This window comes from Cognatishimia sp. SS12, assembly GCF_028369055.1.
Lineage (GTDB): Bacteria > Pseudomonadota > Alphaproteobacteria > Rhodobacterales > Rhodobacteraceae > Cognatishimia.
Genome location: NZ_JAQNCZ010000004.1, coordinates 211,011 through 236,448, shown reverse-complemented (window position 1 = coordinate 236,448; position 25,438 = coordinate 211,011). Strand labels below are relative to the sequence as shown.

Below are 25,438 nucleotides of genomic sequence, written 5' to 3'. Positions count from 1 at the left end.
TTGGCCTCGCCCGCTTGGGCGGGGCCTTTCTTATTGAAGGCCGTTTTGGGTATCGCAGTTCTCTGTTTTGCCTCGTTGGCCCTCCCACGCAGGGGCGTGGACACCTTACAAAAGAGAAGAACTGACTGTGAAACAAGCACTCCGCGACGCACTTGACGACCGTGGGTATGACACCCTGACACCTGTTCAACAGGCCGTTTTGGACCCTGAACTTGAAGGCAAAGACCTTTTGGTGTCAGCACAAACCGGCTCCGGCAAAACGCTGGGCTTTGGCCTGGCCATCGCGCCGACCCTATTAGAAGACAATGACCGCTTTGAACGCGCCGCTGCCCCGGTTGCCTTGGTGATTGCCCCCACCCGCGAGTTGGCCCTGCAAGTGAAACGCGAACTCAGCTGGCTCTATGCCAAAGCGGGCGCTGTTTTGGCCTCGACCGTGGGCGGCATGGACATGCGTGATGAGCGCCGCAATCTGGCACGGGGCGCACATATCGTTGTGTCCACACCGGGCCGTTTGCGCGACCACATCATGCGCGGCTCAATCGATCTGTCGCAGATCAAAGCTGTGGTTCTGGATGAAGCTGACGAAATGCTCGACCTCGGCTTTCGCGAAGATCTGGAGTTCATTCTGGCGGAATCTCCAGAGACACGCCAAACGCTGCTGTTCTCTGCGACGGTTCCAAAATCCATTCTGGGCCTCGCCAAGAAATACCAAAAAGACGCAGAGCGCGTTGTCGCAAAATCCGAAAACGCCCAGCACAGCGATATTGAATACCGCGCGATGAATGTGATTGACCGCGACGTTGAAAACGCCGTTATCAATACATTGCTTTATTACGATGCGCCAAACGCCATCGTCTTTGGCAACACCCGCGCAACGGTAAACCGCCTGACAACACGTCTGTCCAATCGCGGTTTCAAAGTGGTGGCCCTGTCGGGTGAGCTGTCGCAAACCGAGCGCACCCATGCGCTGCAAGCCATGCGTGATGGGCGGGCCAAAGTCTGTGTTGCCACGGATGTGGCTGCGCGCGGGATTGACCTGCCCAACCTTGATTTGGTTGTGCACGCAGAACTGCCAGGCAGCCATGAAACCCTGTTGCACCGCTCTGGCCGGACGGGCCGCGCGGGACGTAAAGGCACCAGCGCCTTGGTTGTGACCAAGCGCAACATGAAAAAAGCGCAACGCATCTTGAGCATGGCCAAGCTGAAAGCAGAGTGGGGCAGTGCACCCTCCGCTGCCGAAGTATCTGAGCGTGAGCAAGAGCGTATCTTTACCAGCGACGAGTGGACCCAAGCTGTGACTGAGTCAGAGCAGCCTTTGGTTACACGCCTGACCACGGAATTTTCCATCGAGCAAATCGCAGCGGCCTATACGCGTTTGCGTCAATCTCTGCATTCAGCCCCAGAAGAGCTGAGCGTGTTTGACGACAAGCCGCGCCCACGTGAGGAATTTGGCGCAAGCGTCTGGTTCTCGATCGAAGGTGGCCGCGCCATGGGGGCAGAGCCCCGTCGCATCCTGCCCATGCTGTGCAAAGCGGGTGGGCTGACCAAAGATGACATTGGTGCCATTCGCGTTCAGAAAAGCTGCACCTATGTCCAAATTCTCGAGTCCAGCGCCAGCAAGTTCCGCGCGGCCATCGGGCCGGACATGGTGGTGGAAGACGGCGCGGCTGTGACCCAGCTTGCCGAGACCCCAGTTCTGGAGCGCCCTGAACGTAGTGAGCGCCCGCGCAAAAACTTTGATCGCAAACCGGGTGGCAAACCTGCCCATCGCGGCAAGCGTGATTTTGCGCCCGATCAGGACGCCGCAGGCAAGGCCGACGGAAAACCCAAAAAGCCCAAGGGCGCGGGTAAACCAGCCGAGAAACCGGCGCGCCGCTATTCTGATGAAGAATGGTCCTCGGCCTCCAAAAAGGGTGGTAAACGACCCGGCAAGACGCCAAAGGGTCCACCGCCCCCAGCTGGAAAGGCCAACAGCAAAAAGAACAAGGCCCGCGCCAAACTGCGCGCCGAAGGTGGCCAGTCCGCGCCTCGGCGCAAGGGCTGATAGGGTCTTTGATCGCGCAGCGCCTAAGGCGCTGCGCCTCTGAACTGTTCCCGAATCGATTCAAATGCTGCGATGCAGCAGTTCGCACACGCCCAAGGGGAGTGCGCTTGCCGCGCTGTGATCACATGTTTTTTGCGAATTTTGACGACATTTTCGCGGAAAATCAGGGGTTTGGCCGATCTTAAGGTTTCCGTTTTCAGCGCGAATTTCGTATATTTGTCGCTAATGCCAACACTTTCATAACGAGCTTGGGGGGAGACATTAGATGATCCGATCGGAACTGATCCAAAAAATCGCCGACGAAAATCCGCATCTGTATCAACGCGACGTCGAGCGGATTGTGAACTCGATTTTCGAAGAGATTACCGGGGCCATGGCCCGCGGCGATCGGGTCGAGCTGCGCGGCTTTGGGGCCTTTTCTGTCAAACAACGCGACGCGCGCGTGGGCCGCAACCCGCGCACGGGCGAATCTGTCGCAGTTGAAGAAAAGCACGTTCCGTTCTTTAAGACTGGTAAGCTCTTGCGAGATCGTCTGAACGGGAAAGCCTAAATGCGCTATATTCGCTATGCCTTTTTGGCCACGGTGGCCGTGGTCCTGATTTCTGTCGCTTTGGCCAATCGGGATATGGTCACGCTCAACCTGCTGCCTGCGCCGCTGGCGCAGCTGACCGGCTGGGAATATGCGATCAGCCTGCCACTGTTCATCGTCATCTTCGGCGGGATCATTGTCGGGCTCTTGCTGGGCTTTGTCTGGGAATGGATGCGCGAATATAAGCTGCGGGCCGCCGCGTCGCGCACCGAGCGGGAGCTGAAGCAAACCCAACGCGAGATGCGCCGCCTGAAAGGCCGCGAGGGCAAAGACCAAGACGAGGTGCTGGCGCTTTTGGAATAAGCCCGGTAAACCAGACAAGATTATCTATGTGCCCCGGAGATGATCCGGGGCATTTTCATTTGGAGCGAACATGGACACGCGCGTCAAAATTTGCGGTTTGAAAACCCCGGAACATATTGCTGTCGCAGCAGAGGCAGGCGCGGCCTATGTGGGGTTTGTTTTCTTTGCAAAATCCCCACGCAATATCGCCCCTGAACTGGCGCGGGATCTGGCCATTGAGACGCCGGTTGGCGTCGCCAAAGTGGCGCTGACGGTCAATGCAGAGGATGCGTTTCTGGATGATCTGCTGGCGCAGGTGCCGCTGGACATGTTGCAGCTGCACGGCAGCGAAAGCCCGGAACGTGTCGCTGAGGTACGTGCGCGCTATGGCTTGCCTGTGATGAAAGCCATCGGCATTGCCACGCAAGCGGATGTGGCGCAGATCGATTTATATGGGCGGGTGGCTGATCAGCTTTTGGTGGATGCCAAGGCACCCAATGGCGCGGCGCTGCCGGGGGGCAATGGGCTGGCCTTTGATTGGCAACTGGTGAACCGGAAATTCTGGCCCAAGCCTTGGATGCTGGCCGGGGGGCTGACGCCCACCAATGTGGCGCTGGCCGCTCAAATGACCGGCGCGCGGCAGGTCGATGTGTCCTCCGGTGTGGAAAGCGCACCGGGCGTCAAAGACCCAGACCTGATCCGCGCCTTTGTCAAAGCAGCGCAAGAAGCGCCCGCGCCGAAACTTTCCTGACACTTTGCCATGGAAGTTTCGCGCCAAGCAGCCTAAGAAAAGCGGAACAGTTACCAAAGAGGCATCCATGGCCAACGATCTTTTCAACAGCTTCATGAACGGTCCCGACGAAAAGGGCCGCTTCGGCGATTTTGGTGGGCGTTTCGTGTCAGAAACCCTGATGCCACTGATCCTTGATCTGGAAGCGGAATACGAAAAGGCCAAGACCGACGAAAGCTTCTGGGCGGAAATGAACGATCTGTGGCAGCACTATGTTGGCCGCCCAAGCCCGCTGTATTTTGCACCGCGCATGACCGAAGAGTTGGGCGGGGCAAAAATCTACCTTAAGCGGGATGAGCTGAACCATACCGGGGCCCATAAGATCAACAATGTGCTGGGGCAGATCATTTTGGCCAAGCGCATGGGCAAAACCCGCATCATTGCGGAAACCGGCGCCGGCCAGCACGGGGTGGCCACCGCCACCGTCTGTGCCAAATTCGGCCTGAAATGTGTGGTCTACATGGGCGCGCATGACGTGCAGCGTCAGGCCCCCAATGTGTTCCGCATGCGTCTGTTGGGCGCTGAGGTTGTGCCTGTGACATCCGGTCGTGGCACATTGAAAGATGCGATGAACGATGCGCTGCGCGATTGGGTGACCAATGTGGCCGACACATTCTATTGCATCGGCACCGTGGCTGGCCCGCACCCATACCCTGCGATGGTGCGTGATTTTCAGGCCATCATTGGCAAAGAAGTGCGCACACAACTGGCCGAGCAGGAAGGCGAGGGACGTCTGCCCGATACCGTGATTGCGGCGATCGGCGGCGGCTCCAACGCAATGGGGCTGTTCTTTCCGTTTCTGGATGATGACAGCGTCGATATCATCGGCGTTGAGGCCGGCGGCAAGGGCGTTGACATGAAGATGGAGCATTGCGCTTCATTGACGGGCGGCCGCCCGGGCGTGCTGCACGGCAACCGCACCTATCTGCTGCAAGATGACGATGGTCAGATCCTTGAAGGTTTCTCAATTTCTGCGGGTCTGGATTATCCGGGCATTGGCCCAGAGCATTCTTGGCTGCATGAAATCGGCCGCGCGAAATATGTCGCGATCACCGATAAAGAAGCGCTAGAGGCCTTCCAATTCAGCTGCCGCACCGAAGGCATCATTCCCGCGCTAGAGCCAAGCCACGCGCTGGCCCATGTTATGAAGCTGGCCCCCACGTTGCCCAAGGATCATATCATCGTCATGAACATGTGTGGCCGGGGTGACAAAGACATCTTTACCGTTGCCCGTCATCTGGGGTTTGACATGAGCGACGCCGAGTAACGTATTGGCGTTAAATTCTTTTCTTTGTTTCAAGCGGCGGCCTTTTGGGTCGCCGTTTTGCGTTGGGCGGGCATAAACACAAGTTTATCCGCCTCAACCCCGGTGTCAGGGCAATGCAAATAAACCTGGGTACAATGGCGCAATTCGCTGGGCGTCCTCAGATGGGTGACACGGCAGGGCTGCTCCCTTGCCCTAACCTCGAAAGGACTTACCAAATGAAACGACTTCTTATGACCAGCGCCCTTGTCGCCCTTGGCTTTTCCGCACAGGCCCAAAGCGCAGATTTCATTGACCGCGTGAGCGCGGATTTGGCAGCGCAAGGCTATGACGATGTGGATGTGGAGACCGATGGCGGCACCATTGTGTTCGAAGCGACGCGCGATGGGGTGGAATTTGAATTCATCTATGACAGCGCGACCGAAGCGCTTCTGGAAACCCGCGAAGAGGCAGAGGATGACGACGCAGACGATGACGACGCAGACGATGACGATGATTCCGAAGAGGATGATGACGACGATGAAGACGAGGATGACGAAGACGACGAGGATGAAGACGACAATTGATGTTTAAATTGTTTGAGCGCGGTGTTTGATTAGTCAGGCACCGGCGACACAATCGGCGGGCTGGCTAAGCATCCCCGACAGGGGCCAGCCCGCCCTCTTTACCGGACCATGAGGATCAAGGAGCCTTCTATGCGCCGACTGGGACTATCTCTGTTGTTTCTGGCTGCCATGGTGCTGTGTGCGCCGGCGTCAGCCACCACGCTTGAGGCACTGCTGGCGGAGCTTGAGGCGCAGGGGTACCACGAGATTGAAATCAGCCGCACATGGCTCGGACGGATCCGCATTGAGGCGGAAAGCGCGACCCATGAGCGGGAACTCATTTTGGATCGCGGCTCGCTGGAAATTTTGCGCGACTATGCCGAGCCACAGGATGGGGATGACGATGATGCAGACAAGGCAGCGCCGGGCCACTGGCTGCTGGATTTTGACTGATGCGGCGCTGGCACCTTCTGTTGCTGACGCTCCTGCAGGCGGGCTGCGCATTGTTCTTTGTGCTCGATATCCTGCTGACCCTGACGGGCAGCCGCGTTGCGCCCAGCAGTTGGCAGTGGCGCGAAGCGTTGGAAATTGGCGCGGCCATCGGGCTGGTTTTGGGGACAGGGCTGGGGTTCGCAGCGCTGCGACACAGTATGCGCGCCCACGCCCGGGCCGCTGAAAGCCTGCGCATCGCGCGATCTGCGTTTCGCGATCACGTCACGCAGCAGTTTGAAGTCTGGGGGCTGACCGCGGCTGAAAAAGATGTGGCGCTGTTTTCCCTAAAAGGCATGAGCGTCGCGGAAATCGCCGCCCTGCGCGCCACCACCGAAGGCACCGTGAAAGCGCAAAGCAATGCCATCTACCGCAAGGCAGGCGTCAACGGCCGCGCGCAGCTGCTAAGTTGCTTTATCGAAGACATGATGCTGGATTAATCCAATGCGCAATCCTGCAGGACGACCAGCGGCACAATTTCTGCCGCGCGGGCATGAGTCGCCTCAAGGTCCACTTTGGGCGCGCAGCCTTCGTCATGGGCCTGCAGGAAGCGCGCAGCGCAAAGGCACCATTTGTCGCCGGGGGTCAGGCCGGGAAACCCCAGATCGGGCCGCGGGGTTGTGAGGTCATTGCCGACATATTTGGAATAGGCGAGGAATTCGGCGGTCATCACAGCACAGACCGTATGGCTGCCTTTGTCCGCCTCGCAGGTGTTGCAATGACCATCGCGGAAAAATCCAGTGGTCGGCCCATTAGAGCACCGCGTCAGCTTGCCACCCAAGATGTTGATTTCCGGGTCTTTCTGCATGGCATAAGCTTGCAACCGCTATTTGAATTTGTCCAATAACTTTTGCATCGGCGTGCGGGCATCTTCGGCCGGGGTTGGCGTCTTTTCGGGCTTGGCAGGGGCGGCCGCTTTGGTCCCGGTGGAAGAGCGGGGCGGGGCGACGCGCAATGCAACCGCGTTCATGAATTTGCCGCTGTCATCCGCCGCCAGATGCGCCGCGCCGTCACTGATGCCGCGCAAAAGATCATCCAGCCAGTCCTGATCGGCCTTGGCAAAATCGCGCAACACATACCCTGCGACGGCATCTTTGTGGCCCGGATGGCCGATGCCCAGCCGCACGCGATCATAATGTGGCGAAATATGCTGATGGATCGAGCGCAACCCATTGTGCCCGGCATGGCCACCGCCCGATTTGACGCGGCATTTGCCGGGCGCGAGGTCCAACTCATCGTGAAACACCACCACATCGGTGCTGTCGATTTTGTAAAACCGCATGGCCTCGCCAACAGACTGGCCGGACAGGTTCATAAAGGTTTCAGGCTTCAGCAGGGCAACGCGGGTGCTGCCGAATTTGCCTTCGCTCACCTGCGCCTGAAATTTCTTGCGCCATGGGCCAAAGCCGTGGTCTTCGGCGATCCGGTCGACCGCCATAAAACCGATATTGTGGCGATTGCCTGCGTATTTCGGGCCGGGGTTTCCGAGGCCGACAAAGAGTTTCATCAAAATAGTCTCTGGTGTTGGCAAGTGATTGGCCAGAGTTTTACGCGCCCTGACGCTGAAATGCGAGGGGAATTCATGGATAAACACCTGGCGGAGCTGTGCGCTGTGTCACATGATTTTTGGGCACAAAAAAACGCGGCCCTGAAACAAGGCCGCGTTTCAATTTGGTCGCGCAAGCGAGACTGGGCTTATGCCTCTTCGGTCTGCTCGATTGCTTCCACTTCATCTGCAGCAACTTCTTCTTCGTCGTCGTCAGACGCACGCAGGGAAGATGGTGCAGAGAGGTTCGCAATCACGAAATCGCGGTCGATGGTTGGCTTGGCACCTTCTGGCAGATCGATCTGCGAGATGGTGATTGTGTCGCCAACTTCTTTGCCGGTCAGGTCGAAAACCAGTTTCTCTGGGATATCGCCAGCGGTTACGTTCAATTCGACTTCGTTACGCACAACAGTCAGAACGCCACCTTTTTTGATGCCGGGCGCTTCTTCTTCGTTCACAAACTCAACAGGGATGAAGAGGTTGATTTTCGAAGTGCGGCGCAGACGCAGCAGGTCAAGGTGGGTTGGCAGGTCCTTCACGACGTGACGCTGCACGTTGCGGCAGATCACGCGCACGTCTTCCTGGCCTTCAATCTTCAGGTTGAAAAGCGTGGAAAGGAAGCGGCCTTGCTTCAGCTTTTTCAACAGAACATTGAAAGGAATGTTGATTGCTTGTGGTTCTGCGTCGCCGCCATAAACCACACCAGGAACCATACCATCGCGACGTGCTTGACGAGCGGCGCCCTTGCCTGTCCCCGTACGGACCTCGGCGTGAAGATCAGGGATCTGTCCAGCCATTTGAATTCTCCAATATGTTAGGGCGGGGTTCCTCCAAGGCTGTAACCCCGCGTGAAGCCCGGCCCATAGCGCAGAATCGTCAAAGGGGAAAGACGGAAATCACGCTTTTTTGCTGAAAATCAGCGTGGCGGCAGGCGCAAATGTCCGCCGGCCTGCAAGATCCGGTCATATAAGGCGAATTCTGCAGCGCGCGTCTGGCGCAGGCGCGCTTCGATATCCGGGGACAATGGCGTTGCTTTTGGCGGGGAGACATTGCGCACCGGCACCGTGATCGCGCGGCCAAAACGGTCATTCAGAAACGCTTTGATCTGCGGCTGACGTTCATAGGCAAACAGATGTTCCAGCGGCAGGCTGCCATCTGCCATCGTCAGGAAATGGTGCTGGCTGCCAATGGCAAAGAGTGGCGGCTGCGGATCCTTCAGCACGCCCAGCACAAAGGCATCAAAGCTGATCTCATTGGTGGAGCCATCCAGCCGCGCGCTTTTAGGGGCGGTGCGATAGCGATACCAGCTGCGGATCTGTTCAATCGGGTCGCGCATCACCGCCATGCGTTCGGGCACCAGCCGATAAAATTGCGCCAGAAATGGCATCATACGGCGTTCAAACTGCCCGGCGGTCATATGTTTGCGACGTTTGGCAAAGGTGATGTCCGCCTCTGGGCGCAAGGCGCGTTCATAAGCCGTGGTGCCGGTTTTGGGCACCGCAAGAAACGCCAGTTTTTGTTTGAAATAAATTTGCACTGTCGTCGCCTGCCGCTGTGTTGCCCTGACTATCGCTTGACCCGCCGCCACTGTCAAAGCGGCGCTGGGTATGACCGGGCAAGGTATCGGGCGCGGGTTTTATTTGTGTTAAACTATGCGCGCAATCTCGGAGGTTCCAACATGCCAAAAACAGCTCTCATCACCGGCGCATCAAGCGGCATAGGGCAGGGCACCGCCATTCGGTTGGCGCGCGAGGGGTGGCATATCCTGGCCCATGGCAGAGACGAAACTCGGCTCCGGCGGACTGTCGAGGCCATCAAGGCTGCCGGTGGATCAGCAGAGTATTTTTCTGCTGAGATGGGTGACATGGATGCCTTGGCAAAACTTGCAGAATGGGCGATCGGGCAGCCCCGGTTGGACGCCTTTGTGCATTGCGCCGCAAAGTACACTTACGGCAAGGTGTCGACGGACCGGTTCGCTGACTGGGATCAGTCCATTAATGACGTGCTCCGGGCGACGATCCGCCTGACGGCCTATGTACTGCCAGCGTTGGCGAAGACCCAAGGGTCCGTGGTTTACATCTGCGGCCCGACGTCTTGGCTTGGCTGGTCCCGCCACGCGATACATTGTGCCCTGCGCCACGCACAGGCGGGCTTTGCCAAGGCGCTGTATGAGGATGTCCGCGAAGAGGGCATTGGCGTCACCGTTGTGCATCCGGGGTTCGTGAACACCAGTCGCGATGGGTATGATGGCAAGGACGCCAGCAAGATGATCCAAGTCGAGGATATCGCGCAGGCGATTTACGGCGCAATTTGCTTTCCCAATACGGCCTGCGTCACGGAAATAACGCTGCGCCCGCAGCGAAATCCATATATCTGATGCGCGCAATCGGCCTTAGCCGCCACCGTCCATCAAGGCAAATGCCAGCGGAACCGGCGCGACGGCGATCATCACGCTGATCATAAAGGGCACAAAGCGATAAAGACCGGAAGACCCTGCGAAAAAAGCCAGCCCGCCGCCGCCGCCGAGCAGAGAGTTGCCCGGCGTGTTCAATAAGAGCATCAACAGCAAATACCGATTGTTCAGCGCGAACTTCGCCAAGCGACCATCCACCATCTGCGAGAGCTGCTGAATTACGGCGTCGCCATTCACTGATTGTGTAGCAAGCAGTTTCGCGGTGCGCGTGAGGCCGAGCCAATTGGCAAAATGGCCCATCGCTGCGGCGGGAACAAGCCGCGCCACAATGTAGGAGAGTAACATTGCTCCGGTCATCCCAAGGAACACCAAAAGCGCAGCTTGGCCGCCGAAGATAAAAAGCAGCGCGAAACCGATTTCTGCGCCCGGTACAAAGGGAATTGCGGCCGCAAGAATGAAGACCGCAAGCGCAACCATGACCAGGCGATGAATAAGCGGTTCATTCATGGGGCGCATCTCTGGGACCGCCAAGCCGTGAAGCGCTTCGCCGATGACCCAGCCCATCAACAAGAGCGCGACGTAAAGCAAAAGCGCGCGCCTTTTTGCCCAGATGCCCGTTAGAAGCGTGCGCACAGCGGGTCTTCGTCAATGTTCTGCAACTGCATTGCCGCACGTGTTTCCATGAGTGGCGCGGCAAGCCGGTCATCTTTCAACTGACCGCGAAAGGCAATTTCGCGCCGCGTGGTCCAGTACCACCGCTTGCGTTCCCATTTAATGGTCACATCAATGCCGCCGTCCGGGCGCACCAGGCCTTCATAGGTAAATTGCCCACGGCTTTCGCTTTGCAGCACACCTTGAAAGGTGATGCCCCGGTCTGTCGCCTGGCTTTGATATGCGCCCGGTTGAAAGCCGCAACGTGTGCAGATATCTGACCAAAAATGCCCGTCGGAAAAATGCAGGCTGTCTTCCAAATCAGGGTTGCTGCTCGGGCCGATCAATCCTTGAAAGACCTTGCCATCCAATTCGCTGGCGAAGGCATGGCTTTGCCCGATGCACACGAGCAGCAGGGCCGCGCCGCATAGGCGGCGCAGCGTCACTGCGATTTGATGGGTGTCACTCCACATCTTCCGTCGGGCCGCCCGCCGCTTTCCAGGCGTCGATGCCGCCGACATTGGTCACGTTGGCATAGCCCATTTCTTTTAAGGTCTTACCGGCCATGGCTGCCATCACGCCGCCGCCGCAAACAAGGCAGAGGTGCGCGTCTTTTTGCAGTTCTGGTTTGTAAAACGGGGTGTCCGGGTCCGCCGACAGTTCCACCATGCCCCGCGGGATGTGCAGGGCCCCTGCGATTGTGCCGCTGTCGCGCAGGCTGTTGCTGTCGCGCACGTCAATAAACACCGCGTCGCCCTTGGCGTGAATGGCGATTGCATCTTCGGTCGTCGCCTTTGGAACGATGGCATTCGCCTCGTCCAGATAGTCCTTCATGCGTTTCATCGCGTTTCCTCCCATGGTTCTGTCGCCCAGACAGCAGAGCAGACTTCGGCGGTTTTGCCAAGCGTCTGGGGTTTGCCTAGACGGGGAGGGCGGTGCTGGATTTCGTGCGCCGCAGGACGAAATTGGTATGGGAAGACCGCACGATCCCCAAGCGCAACACCCGTTTCATGATGAAGGTCTCAAGCGCCTCTGGTCCTTCTGCGACCACTTTCAGCATGAAATCATCCGACCCGGTGATCGAGCAGCATTCGGTGATCTGCGGTTCGTTCTGCACAAAGCGATCAAAGGCCGCAATCGTCGCCTCTGTATGGTCCATCAGCGAAACATGCATATAGGCCTGCGCATGCAGCCCCAGAGCGCGCGGGTTGAGAATGGCGACATAGCGATCAATCAGCCCGGCCTCCTCAAGCCGCTTTACCCGTCGCCAGCAGGGCGAGGACGACAGGTGCACTTTTTCCGCCAGCGCCTGAAGGCTGATTTTCCCATCTTGCTGCAGGATGCGGAGAATTTCTCTGTCTTTTTCTTCAAGTTGGGTCATGTATTCCACAATTTCGATATTTTTGGGTGAATTTTACCCAAAAATGCGCGTGCAGGCAATGGAATAGGGCAAACTTACCCTCGGTGGCGGGCGAGCCTATGAGAAAGGAGGACGCGATGCCAAAATCAACCAAATACCAAGCCAAGGTTCCCGACGCGGCGGGCTATATTTCCTATACCGCCGAGGAAGACGCGGTGTGGCGCGATCTTTATGCCGCCCAAGAAAGCGCAGTGCAGCAACATATGGCGCAGCCCTATCTGCAGGGGCTGGAAAAGCTGAACATGCCCAAGGATCGCGTGCCGCAATGCCCGGATATTTCGGCGGTGTTGACCCGAGAGACGGGGTGGAAAGTCGCCCCAGTGCCGGCCCTGATCGGGTTTAAAACCTTCTTTGGCATGCTGGCGGACCGGACATTTCCGGCCGCGTCGTTCATCCGCAGCCGTGAGGATTTTGATTACATCGAAGAGCCGGATATCTTCCACGAAATCTTTGGCCATACCCCTTTGCTGACTGACCAGCGCTTTGCTGAGTTTTCCCAAGCGATTGGTCAGGCCGGGCTGCGCGCGGAAAAGCAGGACTATAGCTGGCTCATTCGGCTGTACTGGTTTTCGATCGAATTTGGTCTGACCCGTGAAAACGGCGCGCGCAAGGCGCTGGGCTCAGGGCTGGCCTCCTCCAAGACCGAGCTGCCGCATGCGCTGTCAGATCAGCCGGTGGTGCGCCCCTTCGATGTGATCGATATCCTGCGCACGCCGTATCGCATCGACATTCATCAGCCGATCTATTTTGAGATTGGCGACATGAATGATCTGTTTGCGGCTGCGGACCGCGACCTGATGGCTGATATCAAAACAGCGCAGGCTAAGGGCCTGTTTGATCCGCTTTATCCCCCTGTCGAAAAGAAAGCATCTTGAAAATGACCGAAGCTGTTTGTGTCCCCTGTTCCGAAGGCACTGGTGTCTTGACCGAAGAAATGATCGCCGAAGGGCTGGCGGGCCTTGATGGCTGGGCCCGGCGGGGCGAAACCATCTATAAGCGGTATGAATTCAAAGGCTTCGCCAAGGCCACGCAGATGGCCAACCTTGTGGCCTGGCATTCTGACAAGATGGGGCATCACGCCGACATCAGTTTTGGCTGGGGCTATTGCGAGGTGGTCTATACCAGCCATGAAGCTGGCGGATTGACGGAGAATGATTTTCTCTGCGCCATGCGCCTTGAAGCGCTGCTTGCTTAAAGTGCTTATGAAGGCCGCGTTTTGGCCAGCCGCCGACCCTGGGTGGGGGTGAAGCCCCCTCCCGTGGGGAGGGTCGGGGGCTGGCCGGCGTCGCCGGCTCTGTCATGATTAAGGGTCGTTGCCCAAAAATGTGGCTTGTCTAGGGGCAATGAAAAGGGCCGCGCAGATCCTTCTGCGCGGCCTAATTTGTTCTGTGCCGTTGCTTAAGCCCGATGCGCGCCGTCGGACAGGGTTTTCACAAACGCCAGCACGTCTGCCACCGGCTTACCCGCCGCGATTTCGCTGACGATGGCAGAGCCGACCACCGCACCATCCGCAACCGAGGCGATGGCTTCCGCGCGTTCTGGCGTCTTGATGCCAAAACCAACAATCACCGGCAGATCGGTCGAGGCTTTGATGCGCGCCACCTCTGGGCCGACATCGCCCGCCTCAGCTTCGGCCGAGCCGGTGATCCCGGTGATCGAGACGTAATAGACAAACCCGGAGGTGTTCTGCAGCACTTTGGGCAGGCGTTTGTCATCTGTGGTTGGTGTAGCAAGGCGAATGAAATTGAGCCCTGCCGCCTGCGCTGGAATGCACAGCTCTTCATCTTCTTCAGGCGGCAGATCCACCACAATCAACCCGTCGATACCCGCCGCTTTGGCGTCTTTCAGGAATTGGTCAACACCGCGGTTATAAATCGGGTTGTAATAGCCCATCAGCACAATCGGCGTTGTGTCATCGGTTTTGCGGAATTCAGTCGCCAGATCCAGCGTCTTTTGCAGTGTCATGCCAACGTCGAGCGCGCGCTGACCCGCCAACTGAATGGTGCTGCCATCGGCCATCGGGTCGGTAAACGGCAGGCCCAGTTCGATGACATCCACACCTGCGGCGGGCAGGCCCTTCACCACCTCAAGCGAGGTGTCATAATTGGGATCACCTGCCATCACGTAGGCAACAAAAGCCTTCTTGTTGGCGGCTTTCAGCTCAGCGAATTTGGCGTCGATACGAGTCATGGGGGCCCCTTAGATGTCTTGCTAGGGGTTTGCCCGTTTCATCCCGGAAAATCAATGGCGGTTAGCGCGATGAGGGCGCGTCTTTCACCATGATCATCCAATGGGTGCCGAACCGGTCAAAACAGACCCCAAAACCGGCGGAAAAAAACGTTGCTTCAAACGGCATAGTCACCTTGCCCCCTTCTGCGAGTTTTTCGAAGGTCGCCTGCGCCGCTTCAACCGTGTCAGCCTCATGGGCAACGGCGCAGCCCGCCTGCGGTTCAAACTGCGAGGTGTCGGCGACGTCGCTGCACATCAGGACCGTATCACCCACGTTGATCTGGGCATGCATATAGCGGTCCGCGAGCGGCGGCAGGCCGATGTCAGGCGGTGCATCGGAAAACGGCATCTTTAGCACATTGTCGGCCCCAAAGACATCGGCATAGAAATCGATCGCCTCAGAGCAGTTTCCATCAAAGAAGAGATAAGGTGTGAAAGACATCTGGGCCTCCTATGTTGCCCGGCAAATGGTAACACGGCTTGCGTCATCCCCCAACTCTGCCTAGAAGCGGCACGAACATCTGTTAGGAGGCCGCAATGGGCTTTAAAGTTGGGATTGTCGGCCTGCCGAACGTGGGCAAATCGACCACATTTAACGCGCTGACCAGGACCGCCGCAGCGCAGGCGGCAAACTTTCCGTTTTGCACCATTGAACCCAATGTGGGCGACGTGGGCGTGCCGGATGACCGGCTCGATAAACTCGCGGCCATTGCCGGCTCCAAGCAGATCATCCCAACGCGCATGACCTTTGTGGATATTGCCGGTCTGGTGAAAGGCGCCTCCAAGGGCGAGGGGCTGGGCAATCAGTTCTTGGCCAATATTCGCGAAACCGACGCGATTGCGCATGTACTGCGGTGTTTTGAAGACAGCGATGTCACCCATGTTGATGACCGTGTTGATCCGGTGGCCGATGCGGAAACCATCGAGACCGAATTGATGCTGGCGGACCTGGAGAGCATTGAAAAGCGCCGCCAGGGCCTTGTGCGCAAGCTGAAGGGCAACGACAAAGAGGCCAAGGAACAGGATCGCCTGCTGGCGCTTGCGCAAGAGGCGATTGAAAACGACCGCCCCGCACGCACCGTGGAGATCGCGCCAGAAGACGAAAAAACCTGGAAAGGGCTGCAGCTCTTGTCCACCAAACCCGTGCTTTATGTCTGCAACGTGGGCGAAGGCGATGCCGCCACGGGCAACGCCCATTCCGAAGCAGTCGCCAAGATGGCCGCAGCGCAGGGCAATTCGCATGTCATTATCTCGGCCCAGATCGAAGAAGAGATCAGCCAGCTCGACGCGGAAGAGGCTGAAATGTTCCTGTCGGAAATGGGTCTGGAAGAAGCGGGGCTCGATCGTCTGATCCGCGCGGGCTATGAGCTTTTGCAACTGGAAACCTATTTCACCGTCGGCCCAAAAGAGGCGCGCGCCTGGACCATCACCAAGGGCACCGCAGCGCCTCAGGCCGCTGGCGTGATCCACGGCGATTTTGAGCGTGGGTTCATTCGGGCGGAAACCATTGCATATGACGATTTTATCGCGTGCAATGGCGAACAGGGAGCAAAGGAAGCCGGTAAGATGCGGGCGGAAGGGAAAAGCTATATCGTGCGCGATGGCGACGTGATGCACTTCCTGTTTAATACCTAAGCTTTCGGACAAACGCGCAATGATCGGGAGGCGCGCGCGCCTCCCGTTTTTTTTGAGGGGAGAGCGCTATGGTTGAGACTGTGAAACTGATCATCGACACCGATCCGGGCGTGGATGACGCCATGGCAATTTTCTATGCGGCGGCCGCGCCGGAAATTGAACTTTTGGGTCTGACCAGCATCTTTGGCAATGTGACCGTGGAAATGGCCACCCGCAACGCCCTGCGCTTGCGAGAGGCCGCGGGCCTTGCCGTGCCGGTCGCCCAAGGCGCGCAGGTGCCGCGTGTTCTGCCGCCTTTCAAACCCTCCTTTCATGTGCATGGCGACGAAGGGTTTGGTGATATCCCGGCCAAAACCCCAAAAGGCCGCGCCATTGACGAAAGCGCCGCTGCCTTTCTGTGCCGCATGGCGCGTGAGCACGCCGGTGAACTGGTGCTCTGCCCCATTGGGCCGCTGACCAATATCGCCGCCGCCATCGATCTGGACCCGGATTTTATTCGCAACGTCAAACGCATTGTCCTGATGGGCGGCAGCTATCGAGAAGGCGGCAACATCACGCCGCACGCCGAAGCCAATATCTACCACGACCCGCACGCCGCAGAGGTGGTGTTTGCCTCGGGCGCACATGTGGAGATGGTCGGGCTGGATGTCACCCATCGCATCCTGTGCCGCCCCGAGGATTTTGCTGATATGGCCAGTGCCGCCCCCAAACTGGGCGGGATGCTGCAGGACATGAGTCACTTTTATCTGAAGTTCTATGAAAGCGTCGGCAAGCTGGATGGCTGTTCATTGCATGACCCTGCCGCTGTCATCGCCTGCACCCATCCTGAGCTCTTTACCGCTGAGGCGGTGCCCATCACCGTGTCGTGCGACGCGGACACTTCGGGCGCGACGCTGAAGGCTGAGGACAGCCGGGCCGCCACGCAGGTCTATACGGCGGTGGATGCGGCGGCGGTCAAAGCGCTCTTTATGCAGCGGATCCAGCAGCTGCCGTAGCCCGCGGCAGGCTGAGGCGTTGGTCAAAATCGAGCGATAGGATGATATCGCTGATCCATTTGTGGCGCGAACTGTCTGTATTGCGCTTGTGCCACAACAGATCAAAATACAGCGTGATCCCCGACAGCGCGGGCACGGCGCAGCAGGCAAATTCTTGCATCACATTGCTGCTGAGGTGACTGGGCATGCTGGCGATGACATCCGTGCCCCGCATCAGCCCAGCCAACACCGAAACATTGCCCGCTGACAGCACAACATTGCGATGCCCCTGCACGCGCTTGACCTCATTGGCCACCGTGCTGCGCACATTGCCGCCAAAATCCAGCACCGCATGGCGCGCCTCAAAATAACGTTCATCCGTGTCCGGGGCCGGGCGCACGGAGGGATCGTAATAGGCGACAGTTGTATCGGTGAACAACGGCGCAGACGTCAGGGCAGGGGGATAATGCGCGGTGCGTACAGCCACCAGAAAATCTGCCAACCCATAAGAAAGAAAGGCTTCCATCTGATCGCGGCTGCCCAGTTCCAGAAACCGCACATGCCGATCCGGGCAAACCGCCCAAATCGCCTCACGAATCGCGGTCAGCGCGGGCATCATCGAATTCAGATTGCCGGCCAACGTGATGGGGCGCATGTCCTCTTTGGGGTCATAGGTGCCGGTGTCAGGCAACCCTTCGATTGCAGAGACGATCTGCTCTGCACGCGGAATGAGAGCCTTGGCATTTTCTGTCGGTTCGATGTTTCGCCCCACTTTTTCAAACAGCTTATACCCCAGAGATTGTCTGAGACGATCCAAGATATTGCTGACAGTGGATTGATTTATATCGAAAAAATCCGAAGCTCGGCTGACGGACTTTAATTCGCAGACCTTCAGGAACACACGCAGCGTATGTGCATCCAGCTTATATACATCATTTTTTTGCATGATTTTATTCGCTTTTCACGATGGATCGCAGAAACATCAGAGCATATTCTGACGCCGTAGTCATTCCCTGGCACTACATCGCCCGGAATTTCGCGCTGCATGGGTCGGTATGGCCCCACTCGCATCGCGCTCTCCCGGCACAGCGATACGCCCCCGGTTGCCGATGGTTTTGGGCACCGGGGGCGTTTTTCGTTTCGACGGACGGGCCAAGGCCCGCCGCGCCAAGCCTCTTCAAAAAAATGACAAATATCACTTGTGCCCCGCCGGGCTAATCATTAAACCCCGTCCTCGGAGACGTGGCCGAGTGGTCGAAGGCGCTCCCCTGCTAAGGGAGTATACCGGAAACGGTATCGAGGGTTCGAATCCCTTCGTCTCCGCCATTAACACTTAAAAAAACTGCTTGAAAACAATAACTTGTGGCACGTCGATTTCGGCAATTCCGTCAAGTAATTGATTTTGCTGCACAAAATGTCCCGCGTTTTGCCCCACATTACGAAATTGCCCGACATCTTAGCAGAGTAATTTCGTTGCCCGCATAAAAGCTCAGTTTCACGTATATGGCAAATTCAATGCTATTGAGATATGGCTCCTAAGAGAGAAATGTGAAAACAATTGACCCAATTTTACAATTTCATAGTGAACAGCGATAAAGTATGAACCCTGCAATTTCCGCCCATGAGGATGGACAGCAATTGGAGCTACAATTGTCTTACGAAGATAGAGACGAAGAGTTCGAAGATATTGAACCTACTGAGGAGGGCGATAGTTCTGGAGTTTCGGCCGGCGAATTCTCATCCCTTCTAATCTCGCCAACCGATTGGACAATCGAGACTCTTTATCGCCAAATCGGAAAGCAGATAAATCTTTCTCCAGAGTTTCAGAGGCGAAATGTTTGGTCTCCTAAAGCTAAAATAAGCTTCATAGAATCTTTGTTCCTTGGGATTCCAATTCCGCAAATTTTGCTTTCGTCCAGCGGTGGGAGTAATAAGGCTTTCTTGGTGCTGGATGGAAAACAACGTCTTCTCACTATTCAGGAATTTATCGACGGAAAATTTCCGAGCGGCAAAAAATTTAGACTGAAAGACTTAAGAGTGCTTTCCGAACTTGAAGGACTGACTTGGGAGGACATCAAAAGCGATGAAGAGTGGAGCTTTGAACTGCTGAACCAAACACAGCGCACTGCGGTAATTCGAGGGTGGGAGAATGACAGGATACTCTACGAGATTTTCCATAGACTGAACTCTGGTTCCGTAAAGCTCTCTCCCATGGAGCTCAGAATGTCACTTTTCCCCGGGGGGTTCCTAAAATTGTTGATCGATTGGACGGAGAAGGTTGGCCCCTTGCACCAACTTATTTCGAAAAAGTCTCCAGATCCAAGAATGAACGATGTTGAGTTGGCGGCTCGGTTCCTGGCTTTCTCAGATCCAGATTTAACGTATGCCGGAGATCTTAAGAAATTTCTCGATGAATTGTGCGTAAATCAGAACCAAGCTTTTGCGGAAGACAATTCCCAAAAAGCACAAATTCTTAGTAAGTTAGAGCAGATGGAAGCAGCCATCAAAGTTGGATTGACAATTTTTCCAGCAAAAAAATTCTGTAGAAAATTTGTGTCCGGAGAATATGAAAGCCGTTTCAATAGGGCCCTTTTCGACGTCTTAGTCGGCGCTCTATCTAATAGTGGTGTCCGAGCATGGGCGCTTGAGAATGGTGAGGCGTTTGTCGAGGGTTTCGAAGCAGTTTCCTCAAGCGACGAATTCAGGCGCGCAGTTGAAACAACAACAAAGTCTGTAGCCTCAACAAGAATTAGATATGAGAATTTTTACGCCAAAATTTGTGAAATGACAGGCATTGATTTAAAGTTACCGAAGTTTTCCGATGAACTCCCCAACTGAGCCATATTTAAGACTAAAAGACTCACTCAAATACATTAGAAAAATACTAGTTCGAGTCCCGGAAAGTGGATGCCTGAGTGATTTGGATCATCTGAAGGTCCAATCATTCGTATTGCTTTCGCATGCAGCGTTTGAGCAGTACATCGAAGAATTAGTTTCTGAAATATCCAAGAAAGCGCTCTCAGAACTTAAAAATAATGATGAGGTTTGCCGCGCGTTGTTATGTTTGGTGGCTTCAGAAGCGATGTTGCAAGTGGATAAAGAGGTGGCAAGGCGGAAAATACGATCTACGGCAGCAAGCGATTTGGTAGGTTTTGCTTCCGAGGCATATACGAACCTAACTAGAGACATAAAGTCCAATCACGGTGTGACTACTGCTGATCAAAGAAAATTGCTTTTGCAGGTAGGGATAGATCCTGAGGAAGTTGATCTAAATGTCTCTGCTGCACTGAACGCATTTGGTACAAAGCGCGGAAACATTGCGCATAAATTCAAAATCCAAACAAGTGAAACTCGAAGCTCAGTCCTCGCAGAAACAGACCAAATTTTTGAGGGTCTACTGAATTTCGACAAGGCCGGTTGCGTTCAGTTAAAAAGGTGACGCACGGCTTTTCAAGTTTTCTGGATATAACAATCATTTCTGTTGTGTTTATTAATTGGGGACATCGCCAACTCCGCAATGCACGCTCAAAAGTTGTTTGAAATTGCCCCATATTGCAACTTGATCAGAAAAATATTATTAAAAACAGATTCTTGTGGGGCAGAGTGTCGAAATCCGGCTCTCTTCGTCTCCGCCATTAGGCTTTGAAATAAATGACCTTTTAAACCTTTATTTCAGATACCCACTTAAAAATTTGTACATTCAATTGTTTCCGGCGAGTTTGATCTACCTGATACGCATTTTACTCATAGCCAATTTGATTGCAGGTGCGGCTCACGCTCAGACCGCGACAGAGAGGCACTATGAAAACGCTATTAGGGCCTTTGATACGTGTCAGGAAACTTGGTTCCAAAGTCGTCGAGAAGAGGCTCTCAGAGAATTTGAGAAAGCTGGTTCGCAATTCGCCCTAACCATGCGACCACTTTCACGTGACTTTGACCAACACTCTAAAATGCTTGAAGACGTTACGATTGCACTGAGGGTTTGTGCGGGCATTGTCTTTTCGAAATAGTGGTCATGATTTAGTGACAATGGTTTGAGTTTGTCCCGAGTGGTGCCGCTGAGGCCATGATCGCAGGTTAGATTCTGATTGCGCCTGCGGCTCCTCAGCCTCGCGCTTGCCCAGAAATCCATGCCCAGCTGCTGCGGCACATGTCGGTCAGATCGCGGGTTGCGTCAAAACCGAGGGCCGCGCGCGCCTTGGCGGGGTCGGCATAACAGGAGGCGACGTCTCCGGCGCGGCGGGGGGCGATTTTGTGGGGCAGCACGGTGCCGCAGGCCACCGAATAGGCGGCAATCATCTCCAGCACCGAGATGCCTCTGCCGGTGCCCAGATTGACCAGATGCCCTGCATCCTCCCGCGCCAGCGCCTCCAGCGATTGCACATGGCCGCGGGCCAGGTCGCAGACGTGGATGTAGTCGCGCACGCCGGTGCCATCGGGCGTGTCATAATCATCGCCGAAAACCTGCACATGCGGCAGCTCTCCGGCGGCGACTTTGGCAATATAGGGCATCAGATTGTTGGGAATCCCATTGGGATCCTCGCCAATCAGCCCAGAGTCATGCGCCCCGACCGGGTTGAAATAGCGCAGGATGCCGATGCGCCAGCGCGGCTCTGCGATTTGCGCCGCGCGCAGGATCTCTTCGCCCATGAGTTTTGTCATGCCATAGGGGTTGGTGTGGCTCAGCGGCGCGGTTTCCGGGATCGGCAGGACCTCTGGGTCGCCATAGACCGTCGCCGAAGAGCTGAACACCAGATCAAACACCCCCTGCGCCTGCATCACTTGCATCAGGGTGACAAGCCCGCCGACATTGCAGCTGACATAGTCAAGCGGTTTGGCCACCGACTCGCCCACGGCCTTTTTCGCAGCGAAGTGAATTGCCGCATCAAACCCGTGGGTTTCAAACGCGCGGGCAAGGGCGGCCTGGTCGCGGATGTCCTGCTCCAACAGCTGTGGCATCTGCCCGGTCAATTTGGCGAGCCGGGTGATCACGCTGCGATCTGCATTGGAAAAGTCATCCAGGATTGTCACCTGATGACCCGCTGCCAGAAGTTCCACATAGGTGTGCGAACCGATATAGCCCGCCCCGCCGGTCAGAAGAATATGCCGCGTCATAGAAAACCCTCGATGTTATGAAACCGGATTGCCACAGCCGCAGGCGCAATGCCAGAGCGGCGGGCAAAATTTGATAGGCTCGGCCGCAAGATGCCCAAATACAGTCATATTTTCTGTATAAGCCCAGTCTGATTGCGTATTATGACATATGGAACGGAACGATGGATGGAGCCTTGGATTTGGTAGATCCCACTGGTCAGGATGCAGCCCAAAGCACGCCGGCATCGCGGCTGTCCTGGAGCCTGACAATCTGTACATATAATCGGCCACATTTTCTGTTGCCGATGGTGGGGTATGTGGCGCAGCAGACCCGGTTGCCGCGAGAGGTGGTGATTGTCGACGCCAGTGATGATTGGCAGGACAGCAAGGCTGCGCTTTTGGCCGCTTATCCAGAATTTTGGGAAACTGTCACGCTGACTCATGTCCCGGCCAAGGTACGCGCCGTGGCCTACCAACGTAATCAGGCATTGGACCTCACCTCTGGGGACATTGTTTTTTCACTGGATGATGACATTTATCTCTATCCGGATACCGCTGATACAATCATGCGCATTTACGAAGCCGACCCGGAGCAGCGTATCGCAATGGTGGGGGCGCTGTTTGCCGATCTGCCACCTGAGGCGGCTCAAGAGGATGACAGCGCTGTCGTGGACTCGCCCGCACCGGGTTTGAAACAGCGGCTTAGGTCTTGGCTTGAAGCGCAGATGACGCTGGACCGCCATTTTGTGCCTTACGGCAAGCCGGTGGATCGAAGTCCCTTAGAAGAGCTCACCCTTCCAGTCAGGGTCTTCGCCACTGGTCTGATCAACGGCGGGCGCATGACATTCCGGCGCGGATACGGAGTGCAAACCCGCTGGTCAGAACTGCTGCGCTACTATGCCACCCATGAGGACAGCGATTTTTCCTATCGCATGTCGGCGCATGGGCGGCTGGTGACAGCGCCCGACGCGCGTCTGTTTCACGCTGATGGCAATGAGCGCGTGCTCAAGCCTTATCGCGTCAATCTGATCCGGGTGCGCAACATGATGGCGCTGACCCGCGTGTCAAGCGCGCGCAAACCCATCTCAGCACTCAAATTGATGCGGTCATTTCTGAAATACGCGGCGCTTTATGCGCTGATTGACCCGATACGCAAACGTTTCACCCTGCCAACCGTGCGCGCCTATCTCTATGGGGCGCTGCAGGTGCCATTTTTCCTGTTTGCGCCAATCCGCGATTTCAAAAGCTGGTATATCGCGCTGCAAGAACGGATGTATCAAACGCGCTAAGGCGGGCTGGACGGCTTCAGCATGCGCAGGATGGCCGACAGGCTTTTGGCTGTCGCGTTGCTGCCTTGCGCCAGCGCTGCTTTGGCGCGGGCGGCCATGGCGGGGGCTTCGCCGGTCAAAAGCGCGCTGAGCGCAGCGGCGATGTGCTCCGGCGTGTCCCGCATTTGGCAGCCGTTTGCGGCGCCAAGCGTGCGGTACACATCTTTGAAATTATAGACATGCGGGCCATGCAGAATGGCTGAGTTGAGCAGGGCAGGCTCAAACGGGTTATGCCCACCAATTGGCAAAAGTGATCCGGCCACAAAGGACACCGGCGCCAGCCGATACCAGAGGCCAAGTTCCCCGAGCGTATCGGCAATATAGATTTCAATCTCGGGCGACAGCGCGTCATCGTCAGATCGCAGGGCCACCGTGCGCCCCTCTGCGCGCAGCGCGGCGGCCAGTGCGGGGCCGCGTTCTGGGTGGCGCGGCACAAGGATCATGAGCGCGTCAGGCAGCGCGGTCTGCAAAAGCGCATGGGCCTTGGTCAGGACGTCTTCTTCACCCTCATGGGTGGAGGCCGCAGCCCAGGTTGGCCGCGCGCCAATCGCGTCTTGCAAAGCGCGCAGCAGTGCCGCATTGACCTCAGGCGGGGGCACCTCTTGCTTCAGCGCGCCGATCACCGCAACGGGGGCGTCCGGTCCCAAGATATCGCGGATCAGCTGCGCTGTGTCCTCGGTCTGGGTCAGGATCTGATCAAAATCCTGCAGCATAGCGCTCAGCGTACGCGGCCAGCGCCGCCACAGCCGCGCGGTTTTGGTTGAGATCCGCGCCGAGAGCAGCATCATCGGCACCTGTTGAGCGCGGCATTCGCGCAGCATACGCGGCCAAAGCTCGCTTTCCACCCAGATCGCCACATCGGGCTGCCAATGGGAGAGAAAGGCGCGGGCCGCGGCGGTGGTGTCGATGGGTGCATATTGATGCAGCGCGCGGCTGGGCAGCTCTTGCGCCAGCATCTGGGCCGAGGTGCGGGTATTGGTTGTCACCAGCACCTGCAGATCGTCGGATTGGGCCAAGAGCTGGCGGATGAGTTCTAGGATCGACCGGCTTTCGCCGACACTGGCCGCGTGAAACCACACAAGGCGGCCCGGTGGGCGCGCCGGCGGCGACTGCGCATAACGTTCGCCCAGCCGCGCGGGGTCTTCCTTGCCAGATTTCAAACGACGCCGGTGCAGCGCGCGATACACCGGGTCCGCAATGCGGCTAAAGCCCAGATAGGCCACAAGAACGGGTGGCAGCGACATCAGGCGGTGCCTCGTTTGGCGTGAAAGCTGCGGGTGATTTCATCGGGGTCATAGTGCTGCGCAAGCCATTGTCGCAGCGGCATGTCGCCCTGTTTGCGCATATCCGCAGCATAGCAATCAAGGATATGATCCAGAATACCGGCCTTGGTCCAATGCAAATGCACATAGCGCAGAGCCAGATGTTTGCGCGCCTCTTCCAACGGGCGGTTTTGCACGTGCAACAGGTAAAAGGCCGCAGCCAGCCCGGTGCGATCGGCACCGGATTTACAATGGATGACATACCCCGGCTTGAGCGTGTCAAAATGATCCAAAAGCGCCAAAAGCTCTGATCTGGGCGCGGCAGAGCGCGCGCTCAGCTCCAGCGTGATCAGGCGGATGCCGTGTTTGGCGCAGGATTCTTCTTCCAGCAACGCATGGCTTGAACGTGATGTACCGCGGAGGCTGAGGATCGTGTGAATGCCCATCTTGGCATATTGGGCAATGCGCTTGGGGCTGGGTTGATTGGCGCGATAGACGCCGGGGGCAAGCGCTTCGGTGTTGGTCCAGAAAACCCGCAGGATGCCGTGATCGGTCCAGTTAAAATGGCGCATCGCGGCGCGGCGCCCCTCTGCGGTACTCAGATCAAAGTGGCGGGGCCTTTTGCGGCGCGCGCGCAGCTTGCCCGAAATTTCCGATACCAGTTTTTCGAACATGCCATTTCCGCGTCTACCCTGTCCTTGCGCATACGGGAGATGGCGCGCTGATACAAGATGGTGATGCCGCGCGGCGTCATAGCGGGCAGGGGTTAACAAAGGCTTGCGGCGCGCGCTCTGATTTTCTGACAGCACTTTCCTGACAGTGTCAGGAGATTTCCCGTCTGCCCCAGACCCCGTTGCCCCAGCATAGTTAATGCGCGCTCAGC

Annotated in this window: 30 protein-coding genes and 1 tRNA gene; 17 read left to right on the top strand and 14 right to left on the bottom strand. The window is 56.8% G+C overall.

The features are described from left to right. Positions 1-127 precede the first annotated feature (127 nt). The 8 genes from N6L24_RS10625 (at position 128) to N6L24_RS10590 (ending at position 6,443) form a co-directional block, all read left to right on the top strand. Positions 128-2,044, top strand: coding sequence for a DEAD/DEAH box helicase (locus N6L24_RS10625; protein ID WP_271844658.1), 1,917 nt, complete (start codon positions 128-130; stop codon positions 2,042-2,044). 265 nt (positions 2,045-2,309) lie between these two features. Then, the gene (gene ihfB, locus N6L24_RS10620) at positions 2,310-2,594 is read left to right on the top strand and encodes an integration host factor subunit beta (RefSeq protein WP_271844657.1); all 285 of its coding nucleotides are present in this window, start codon (positions 2,310-2,312) and stop codon (positions 2,592-2,594) included. Next, positions 2,595-2,936 (top strand): LapA family protein, encoded by a 342-nt coding sequence (locus N6L24_RS10615; protein WP_271844656.1) that lies wholly within the window; start codon positions 2,595-2,597, stop codon positions 2,934-2,936. Positions 2,937-3,006: 70 nt separating this feature from the next. Next, on the top strand, positions 3,007-3,666 hold the full coding sequence (locus tag N6L24_RS10610) for a phosphoribosylanthranilate isomerase (RefSeq protein ID WP_271844655.1): 660 nt from the start codon (positions 3,007-3,009) through the stop codon (positions 3,664-3,666). Between the two features lie 67 nt (positions 3,667-3,733). After that, on the top strand, positions 3,734-4,972 hold the full coding sequence (trpB, locus tag N6L24_RS10605) for a tryptophan synthase subunit beta (RefSeq protein ID WP_271844654.1): 1,239 nt from the start codon (positions 3,734-3,736) through the stop codon (positions 4,970-4,972). A 215-nt stretch (positions 4,973-5,187) separates the two neighbouring features. Beyond that, positions 5,188-5,535, top strand: a complete 348-nt coding sequence (locus N6L24_RS10600) for a hypothetical protein (RefSeq protein ID WP_271844653.1) — start codon at positions 5,188-5,190, stop codon at positions 5,533-5,535. 129 nt (positions 5,536-5,664) lie between these two features. Next, positions 5,665-5,967, top strand: coding sequence for a hypothetical protein (locus N6L24_RS10595; protein WP_271844652.1), 303 nt, complete (start codon positions 5,665-5,667; stop codon positions 5,965-5,967). Next, complete coding sequence (locus tag N6L24_RS10590) at positions 5,967-6,443, top strand: helix-turn-helix transcriptional regulator (protein WP_271844651.1); 477 nt, start codon at positions 5,967-5,969, stop codon at positions 6,441-6,443. Before N6L24_RS10595 ends, N6L24_RS10590 begins: the two co-directional genes overlap by 1 nt. On the opposite strand, the gene N6L24_RS10585 is transcribed toward N6L24_RS10590, so the two are convergent. The 4 genes from N6L24_RS10585 to N6L24_RS10570 all read right to left on the bottom strand — a co-directional run bounded on the left by N6L24_RS10585 (position 6,440) and on the right by N6L24_RS10570 (position 9,086). Continuing rightward, on the bottom strand, positions 6,440-6,811 hold the full coding sequence (locus N6L24_RS10585) for a DUF2237 family protein (protein ID WP_271844650.1): 372 nt from the start codon (positions 6,809-6,811) through the stop codon (positions 6,440-6,442). The two genes, N6L24_RS10590 and N6L24_RS10585, sit on opposite strands and share 4 nt — an antisense overlap. Before the next feature lie 18 nt (positions 6,812-6,829). Continuing rightward, the gene (gene pth / locus N6L24_RS10580; RefSeq protein WP_271844649.1) at positions 6,830-7,510 is read right to left on the bottom strand and encodes an aminoacyl-tRNA hydrolase; all 681 of its coding nucleotides are present in this window, start codon (positions 7,508-7,510) and stop codon (positions 6,830-6,832) included. Positions 7,511-7,698: 188 nt separating this feature from the next. Further along, the gene (locus N6L24_RS10575; protein WP_271844648.1) at positions 7,699-8,346 is read right to left on the bottom strand and encodes a 50S ribosomal protein L25/general stress protein Ctc; all 648 of its coding nucleotides are present in this window, start codon (positions 8,344-8,346) and stop codon (positions 7,699-7,701) included. 119 nt (positions 8,347-8,465) lie between these two features. Beyond that, positions 8,466-9,086: a sulfotransferase family 2 domain-containing protein gene (locus tag N6L24_RS10570; protein WP_271844647.1), complete on the bottom strand. Its 621-nt coding sequence runs from the start codon at positions 9,084-9,086 to the stop codon at positions 8,466-8,468. Between the two features lie 141 nt (positions 9,087-9,227). On the opposite strand from N6L24_RS10570, the gene N6L24_RS10565 reads away from it, so the two are divergent. Next, a complete protein-coding gene (locus tag N6L24_RS10565) occupies positions 9,228-9,926 on the top strand; it encodes an SDR family NAD(P)-dependent oxidoreductase (RefSeq protein ID WP_271844646.1) in 699 nt (232 codons plus the stop codon). A 15-nt stretch (positions 9,927-9,941) separates the two neighbouring features. On the opposite strand, the gene N6L24_RS10560 is transcribed toward N6L24_RS10565, so the two are convergent. The 4 genes from N6L24_RS10560 to N6L24_RS10545 all read right to left on the bottom strand — a co-directional run bounded on the left by N6L24_RS10560 (position 9,942) and on the right by N6L24_RS10545 (position 11,994). Next, a complete protein-coding gene (locus N6L24_RS10560; RefSeq protein ID WP_271844645.1) occupies positions 9,942-10,595 on the bottom strand; it encodes a hypothetical protein in 654 nt (217 codons plus the stop codon). Next, the gene (locus tag N6L24_RS10555; protein ID WP_271844644.1) at positions 10,580-11,086 is read right to left on the bottom strand and encodes a hypothetical protein; all 507 of its coding nucleotides are present in this window, start codon (positions 11,084-11,086) and stop codon (positions 10,580-10,582) included. The genes N6L24_RS10560 and N6L24_RS10555 overlap by 16 nt, the downstream gene beginning before the upstream one ends. After that, positions 11,076-11,456 (bottom strand): rhodanese-like domain-containing protein, encoded by a 381-nt coding sequence (locus tag N6L24_RS10550; protein ID WP_271844643.1) that lies wholly within the window; start codon positions 11,454-11,456, stop codon positions 11,076-11,078. The genes N6L24_RS10555 and N6L24_RS10550 overlap by 11 nt, the downstream gene beginning before the upstream one ends. A gap of 76 nt (positions 11,457-11,532) precedes the next feature. Then, entirely contained in the window at positions 11,533-11,994 is a 462-nt protein-coding gene (locus tag N6L24_RS10545; protein WP_271844642.1) for an Lrp/AsnC family transcriptional regulator, read from the bottom strand. A gap of 116 nt (positions 11,995-12,110) precedes the next feature. On the opposite strand from N6L24_RS10545, the gene phhA reads away from it, so the two are divergent. Beyond that, positions 12,111-12,908, top strand: a complete 798-nt coding sequence (gene phhA / locus N6L24_RS10540) for a phenylalanine 4-monooxygenase (protein ID WP_271844641.1) — start codon at positions 12,111-12,113, stop codon at positions 12,906-12,908. A 2-nt stretch (positions 12,909-12,910) separates the two neighbouring features. Further along, positions 12,911-13,228, top strand: a complete 318-nt coding sequence (locus tag N6L24_RS10535) for a 4a-hydroxytetrahydrobiopterin dehydratase (RefSeq protein WP_271844640.1) — start codon at positions 12,911-12,913, stop codon at positions 13,226-13,228. 203 nt (positions 13,229-13,431) lie between these two features. On the opposite strand, the gene trpA is transcribed toward N6L24_RS10535, so the two are convergent. Then, complete coding sequence (trpA, locus tag N6L24_RS10530) at positions 13,432-14,223, bottom strand: tryptophan synthase subunit alpha (protein WP_271844639.1); 792 nt, start codon at positions 14,221-14,223, stop codon at positions 13,432-13,434. Positions 14,224-14,284: 61 nt separating this feature from the next. Further along, on the bottom strand, positions 14,285-14,704 hold the full coding sequence (locus N6L24_RS10525) for a VOC family protein (RefSeq protein ID WP_271844638.1): 420 nt from the start codon (positions 14,702-14,704) through the stop codon (positions 14,285-14,287). A 95-nt stretch (positions 14,705-14,799) separates the two neighbouring features. Between N6L24_RS10525 and ychF the strand changes: the two genes are divergently transcribed. Both ychF and N6L24_RS10515 read left to right on the top strand, forming a co-directional pair. After that, a complete protein-coding gene (gene ychF, locus N6L24_RS10520; RefSeq protein WP_271844637.1) occupies positions 14,800-15,897 on the top strand; it encodes a redox-regulated ATPase YchF in 1,098 nt (365 codons plus the stop codon). Positions 15,898-15,965: 68 nt separating this feature from the next. Beyond that, positions 15,966-16,892 (top strand): nucleoside hydrolase, encoded by a 927-nt coding sequence (locus N6L24_RS10515; protein ID WP_271844636.1) that lies wholly within the window; start codon positions 15,966-15,968, stop codon positions 16,890-16,892. Here N6L24_RS10515 and N6L24_RS10510 read toward each other — a convergent pair. Beyond that, a complete protein-coding gene (locus N6L24_RS10510; RefSeq protein WP_271844635.1) occupies positions 16,864-17,817 on the bottom strand; it encodes a LysR family transcriptional regulator in 954 nt (317 codons plus the stop codon). The two genes, N6L24_RS10515 and N6L24_RS10510, sit on opposite strands and share 29 nt — an antisense overlap. 290 nt (positions 17,818-18,107) lie before the next feature. Between N6L24_RS10510 and N6L24_RS10505 the strand changes: the two genes are divergently transcribed. The 3 genes from N6L24_RS10505 to N6L24_RS10495 all read left to right on the top strand — a co-directional run bounded on the left by N6L24_RS10505 (position 18,108) and on the right by N6L24_RS10495 (position 20,310). Further along, positions 18,108-18,197: transfer RNA gene (locus N6L24_RS10505), tRNA-Ser, on the top strand. A 273-nt stretch (positions 18,198-18,470) separates the two neighbouring features. After that, a complete protein-coding gene (locus tag N6L24_RS10500) occupies positions 18,471-19,709 on the top strand; it encodes a DUF262 domain-containing protein (RefSeq protein ID WP_271844634.1) in 1,239 nt (412 codons plus the stop codon). Between the two features lie 82 nt (positions 19,710-19,791). Beyond that, a complete protein-coding gene (locus N6L24_RS10495; protein WP_334312322.1) occupies positions 19,792-20,310 on the top strand; it encodes a HEPN domain-containing protein in 519 nt (172 codons plus the stop codon). Positions 20,311-20,975: 665 nt separating this feature from the next. Here the strand turns inward: N6L24_RS10495 and galE are convergent. Then, positions 20,976-21,986, bottom strand: a complete 1,011-nt coding sequence (gene galE / locus N6L24_RS10490; RefSeq protein ID WP_271844632.1) for a UDP-glucose 4-epimerase GalE — start codon at positions 21,984-21,986, stop codon at positions 20,976-20,978. A gap of 161 nt (positions 21,987-22,147) precedes the next feature. Here galE and N6L24_RS10485 point away from each other — a divergent pair, with 161 nt between their 5' ends. Then, positions 22,148-23,254, top strand: coding sequence for a glycosyltransferase family 2 protein (locus tag N6L24_RS10485; protein WP_271844631.1), 1,107 nt, complete (start codon positions 22,148-22,150; stop codon positions 23,252-23,254). On the opposite strand, the gene N6L24_RS10480 is transcribed toward N6L24_RS10485, so the two are convergent. Further along, positions 23,251-24,537, bottom strand: coding sequence for a 3-deoxy-D-manno-octulosonic acid transferase (locus N6L24_RS10480; protein ID WP_271844630.1), 1,287 nt, complete (start codon positions 24,535-24,537; stop codon positions 23,251-23,253). The two genes, N6L24_RS10485 and N6L24_RS10480, sit on opposite strands and share 4 nt — an antisense overlap. Continuing rightward, on the bottom strand, positions 24,537-25,229 hold the full coding sequence (locus N6L24_RS10475; RefSeq protein WP_271844629.1) for a phosphatase domain-containing protein: 693 nt from the start codon (positions 25,227-25,229) through the stop codon (positions 24,537-24,539). The genes N6L24_RS10480 and N6L24_RS10475 overlap by 1 nt, the downstream gene beginning before the upstream one ends. Between the last annotated feature and the right edge of the window lie 209 nt (positions 25,230-25,438).

What these genes read in the sequence shown, in the direction of transcription:
- trpB (WP_271844654.1), top strand. Translation starts at nt 3,734, where the DNA reads ATGGCCAACGATCTTTTCAACAGCTTCATGAACGGTCCCGACGAAAAG.
- N6L24_RS10600 (WP_271844653.1), top strand. Translation starts at nt 5,188, where the DNA reads ATGAAACGACTTCTTATGACCAGCGCCCTTGTCGCCCTTGGCTTTTCC.
- ychF (WP_271844637.1), top strand. Translation starts at nt 14,800, where the DNA reads ATGGGCTTTAAAGTTGGGATTGTCGGCCTGCCGAACGTGGGCAAATCG.
- N6L24_RS10595 (WP_271844652.1), top strand. Translation starts at nt 5,665, where the DNA reads ATGCGCCGACTGGGACTATCTCTGTTGTTTCTGGCTGCCATGGTGCTG.
- N6L24_RS10565 (WP_271844646.1), top strand. Translation starts at nt 9,228, where the DNA reads ATGCCAAAAACAGCTCTCATCACCGGCGCATCAAGCGGCATAGGGCAG.
- N6L24_RS10515 (WP_271844636.1), top strand. Translation starts at nt 15,966, where the DNA reads ATGGTTGAGACTGTGAAACTGATCATCGACACCGATCCGGGCGTGGAT.
- N6L24_RS10475 (WP_271844629.1), bottom strand. Translation starts at nt 25,229, where the DNA reads ATGTTCGAAAAACTGGTATCGGAAATTTCGGGCAAGCTGCGCGCGCGC.
- N6L24_RS10585 (WP_271844650.1), bottom strand. Translation starts at nt 6,811, where the DNA reads ATGCAGAAAGACCCGGAAATCAACATCTTGGGTGGCAAGCTGACGCGG.
- N6L24_RS10555 (WP_271844644.1), bottom strand. Translation starts at nt 11,086, where the DNA reads ATGTGGAGTGACACCCATCAAATCGCAGTGACGCTGCGCCGCCTATGC.
- pth (WP_271844649.1), bottom strand. Translation starts at nt 7,510, where the DNA reads ATGAAACTCTTTGTCGGCCTCGGAAACCCCGGCCCGAAATACGCAGGC.
- N6L24_RS10615 (WP_271844656.1), top strand. Translation starts at nt 2,595, where the DNA reads ATGCGCTATATTCGCTATGCCTTTTTGGCCACGGTGGCCGTGGTCCTG.
- trpA (WP_271844639.1), bottom strand. Translation starts at nt 14,223, where the DNA reads ATGACTCGTATCGACGCCAAATTCGCTGAGCTGAAAGCCGCCAACAAG.
- ihfB (WP_271844657.1), top strand. Translation starts at nt 2,310, where the DNA reads ATGATCCGATCGGAACTGATCCAAAAAATCGCCGACGAAAATCCGCAT.
- galE (WP_271844632.1), bottom strand. Translation starts at nt 21,986, where the DNA reads ATGACGCGGCATATTCTTCTGACCGGCGGGGCGGGCTATATCGGTTCG.
- phhA (WP_271844641.1), top strand. Translation starts at nt 12,111, where the DNA reads ATGCCAAAATCAACCAAATACCAAGCCAAGGTTCCCGACGCGGCGGGC.
- N6L24_RS10510 (WP_271844635.1), bottom strand. Translation starts at nt 17,817, where the DNA reads ATGCAAAAAAATGATGTATATAAGCTGGATGCACATACGCTGCGTGTG.
- N6L24_RS10550 (WP_271844643.1), bottom strand. Translation starts at nt 11,456, where the DNA reads ATGAAACGCATGAAGGACTATCTGGACGAGGCGAATGCCATCGTTCCA.
- N6L24_RS10545 (WP_271844642.1), bottom strand. Translation starts at nt 11,994, where the DNA reads ATGACCCAACTTGAAGAAAAAGACAGAGAAATTCTCCGCATCCTGCAG.
- N6L24_RS10590 (WP_271844651.1), top strand. Translation starts at nt 5,967, where the DNA reads ATGCGGCGCTGGCACCTTCTGTTGCTGACGCTCCTGCAGGCGGGCTGC.
- N6L24_RS10500 (WP_271844634.1), top strand. Translation starts at nt 18,471, where the DNA reads ATGAACCCTGCAATTTCCGCCCATGAGGATGGACAGCAATTGGAGCTA.
- N6L24_RS10575 (WP_271844648.1), bottom strand. Translation starts at nt 8,346, where the DNA reads ATGGCTGGACAGATCCCTGATCTTCACGCCGAGGTCCGTACGGGGACA.
- N6L24_RS10535 (WP_271844640.1), top strand. Translation starts at nt 12,911, where the DNA reads ATGACCGAAGCTGTTTGTGTCCCCTGTTCCGAAGGCACTGGTGTCTTG.
- N6L24_RS10485 (WP_271844631.1), top strand. Translation starts at nt 22,148, where the DNA reads ATGGATGGAGCCTTGGATTTGGTAGATCCCACTGGTCAGGATGCAGCC.
- N6L24_RS10610 (WP_271844655.1), top strand. Translation starts at nt 3,007, where the DNA reads ATGGACACGCGCGTCAAAATTTGCGGTTTGAAAACCCCGGAACATATT.
- N6L24_RS10480 (WP_271844630.1), bottom strand. Translation starts at nt 24,537, where the DNA reads ATGTCGCTGCCACCCGTTCTTGTGGCCTATCTGGGCTTTAGCCGCATT.
- N6L24_RS10525 (WP_271844638.1), bottom strand. Translation starts at nt 14,704, where the DNA reads ATGTCTTTCACACCTTATCTCTTCTTTGATGGAAACTGCTCTGAGGCG.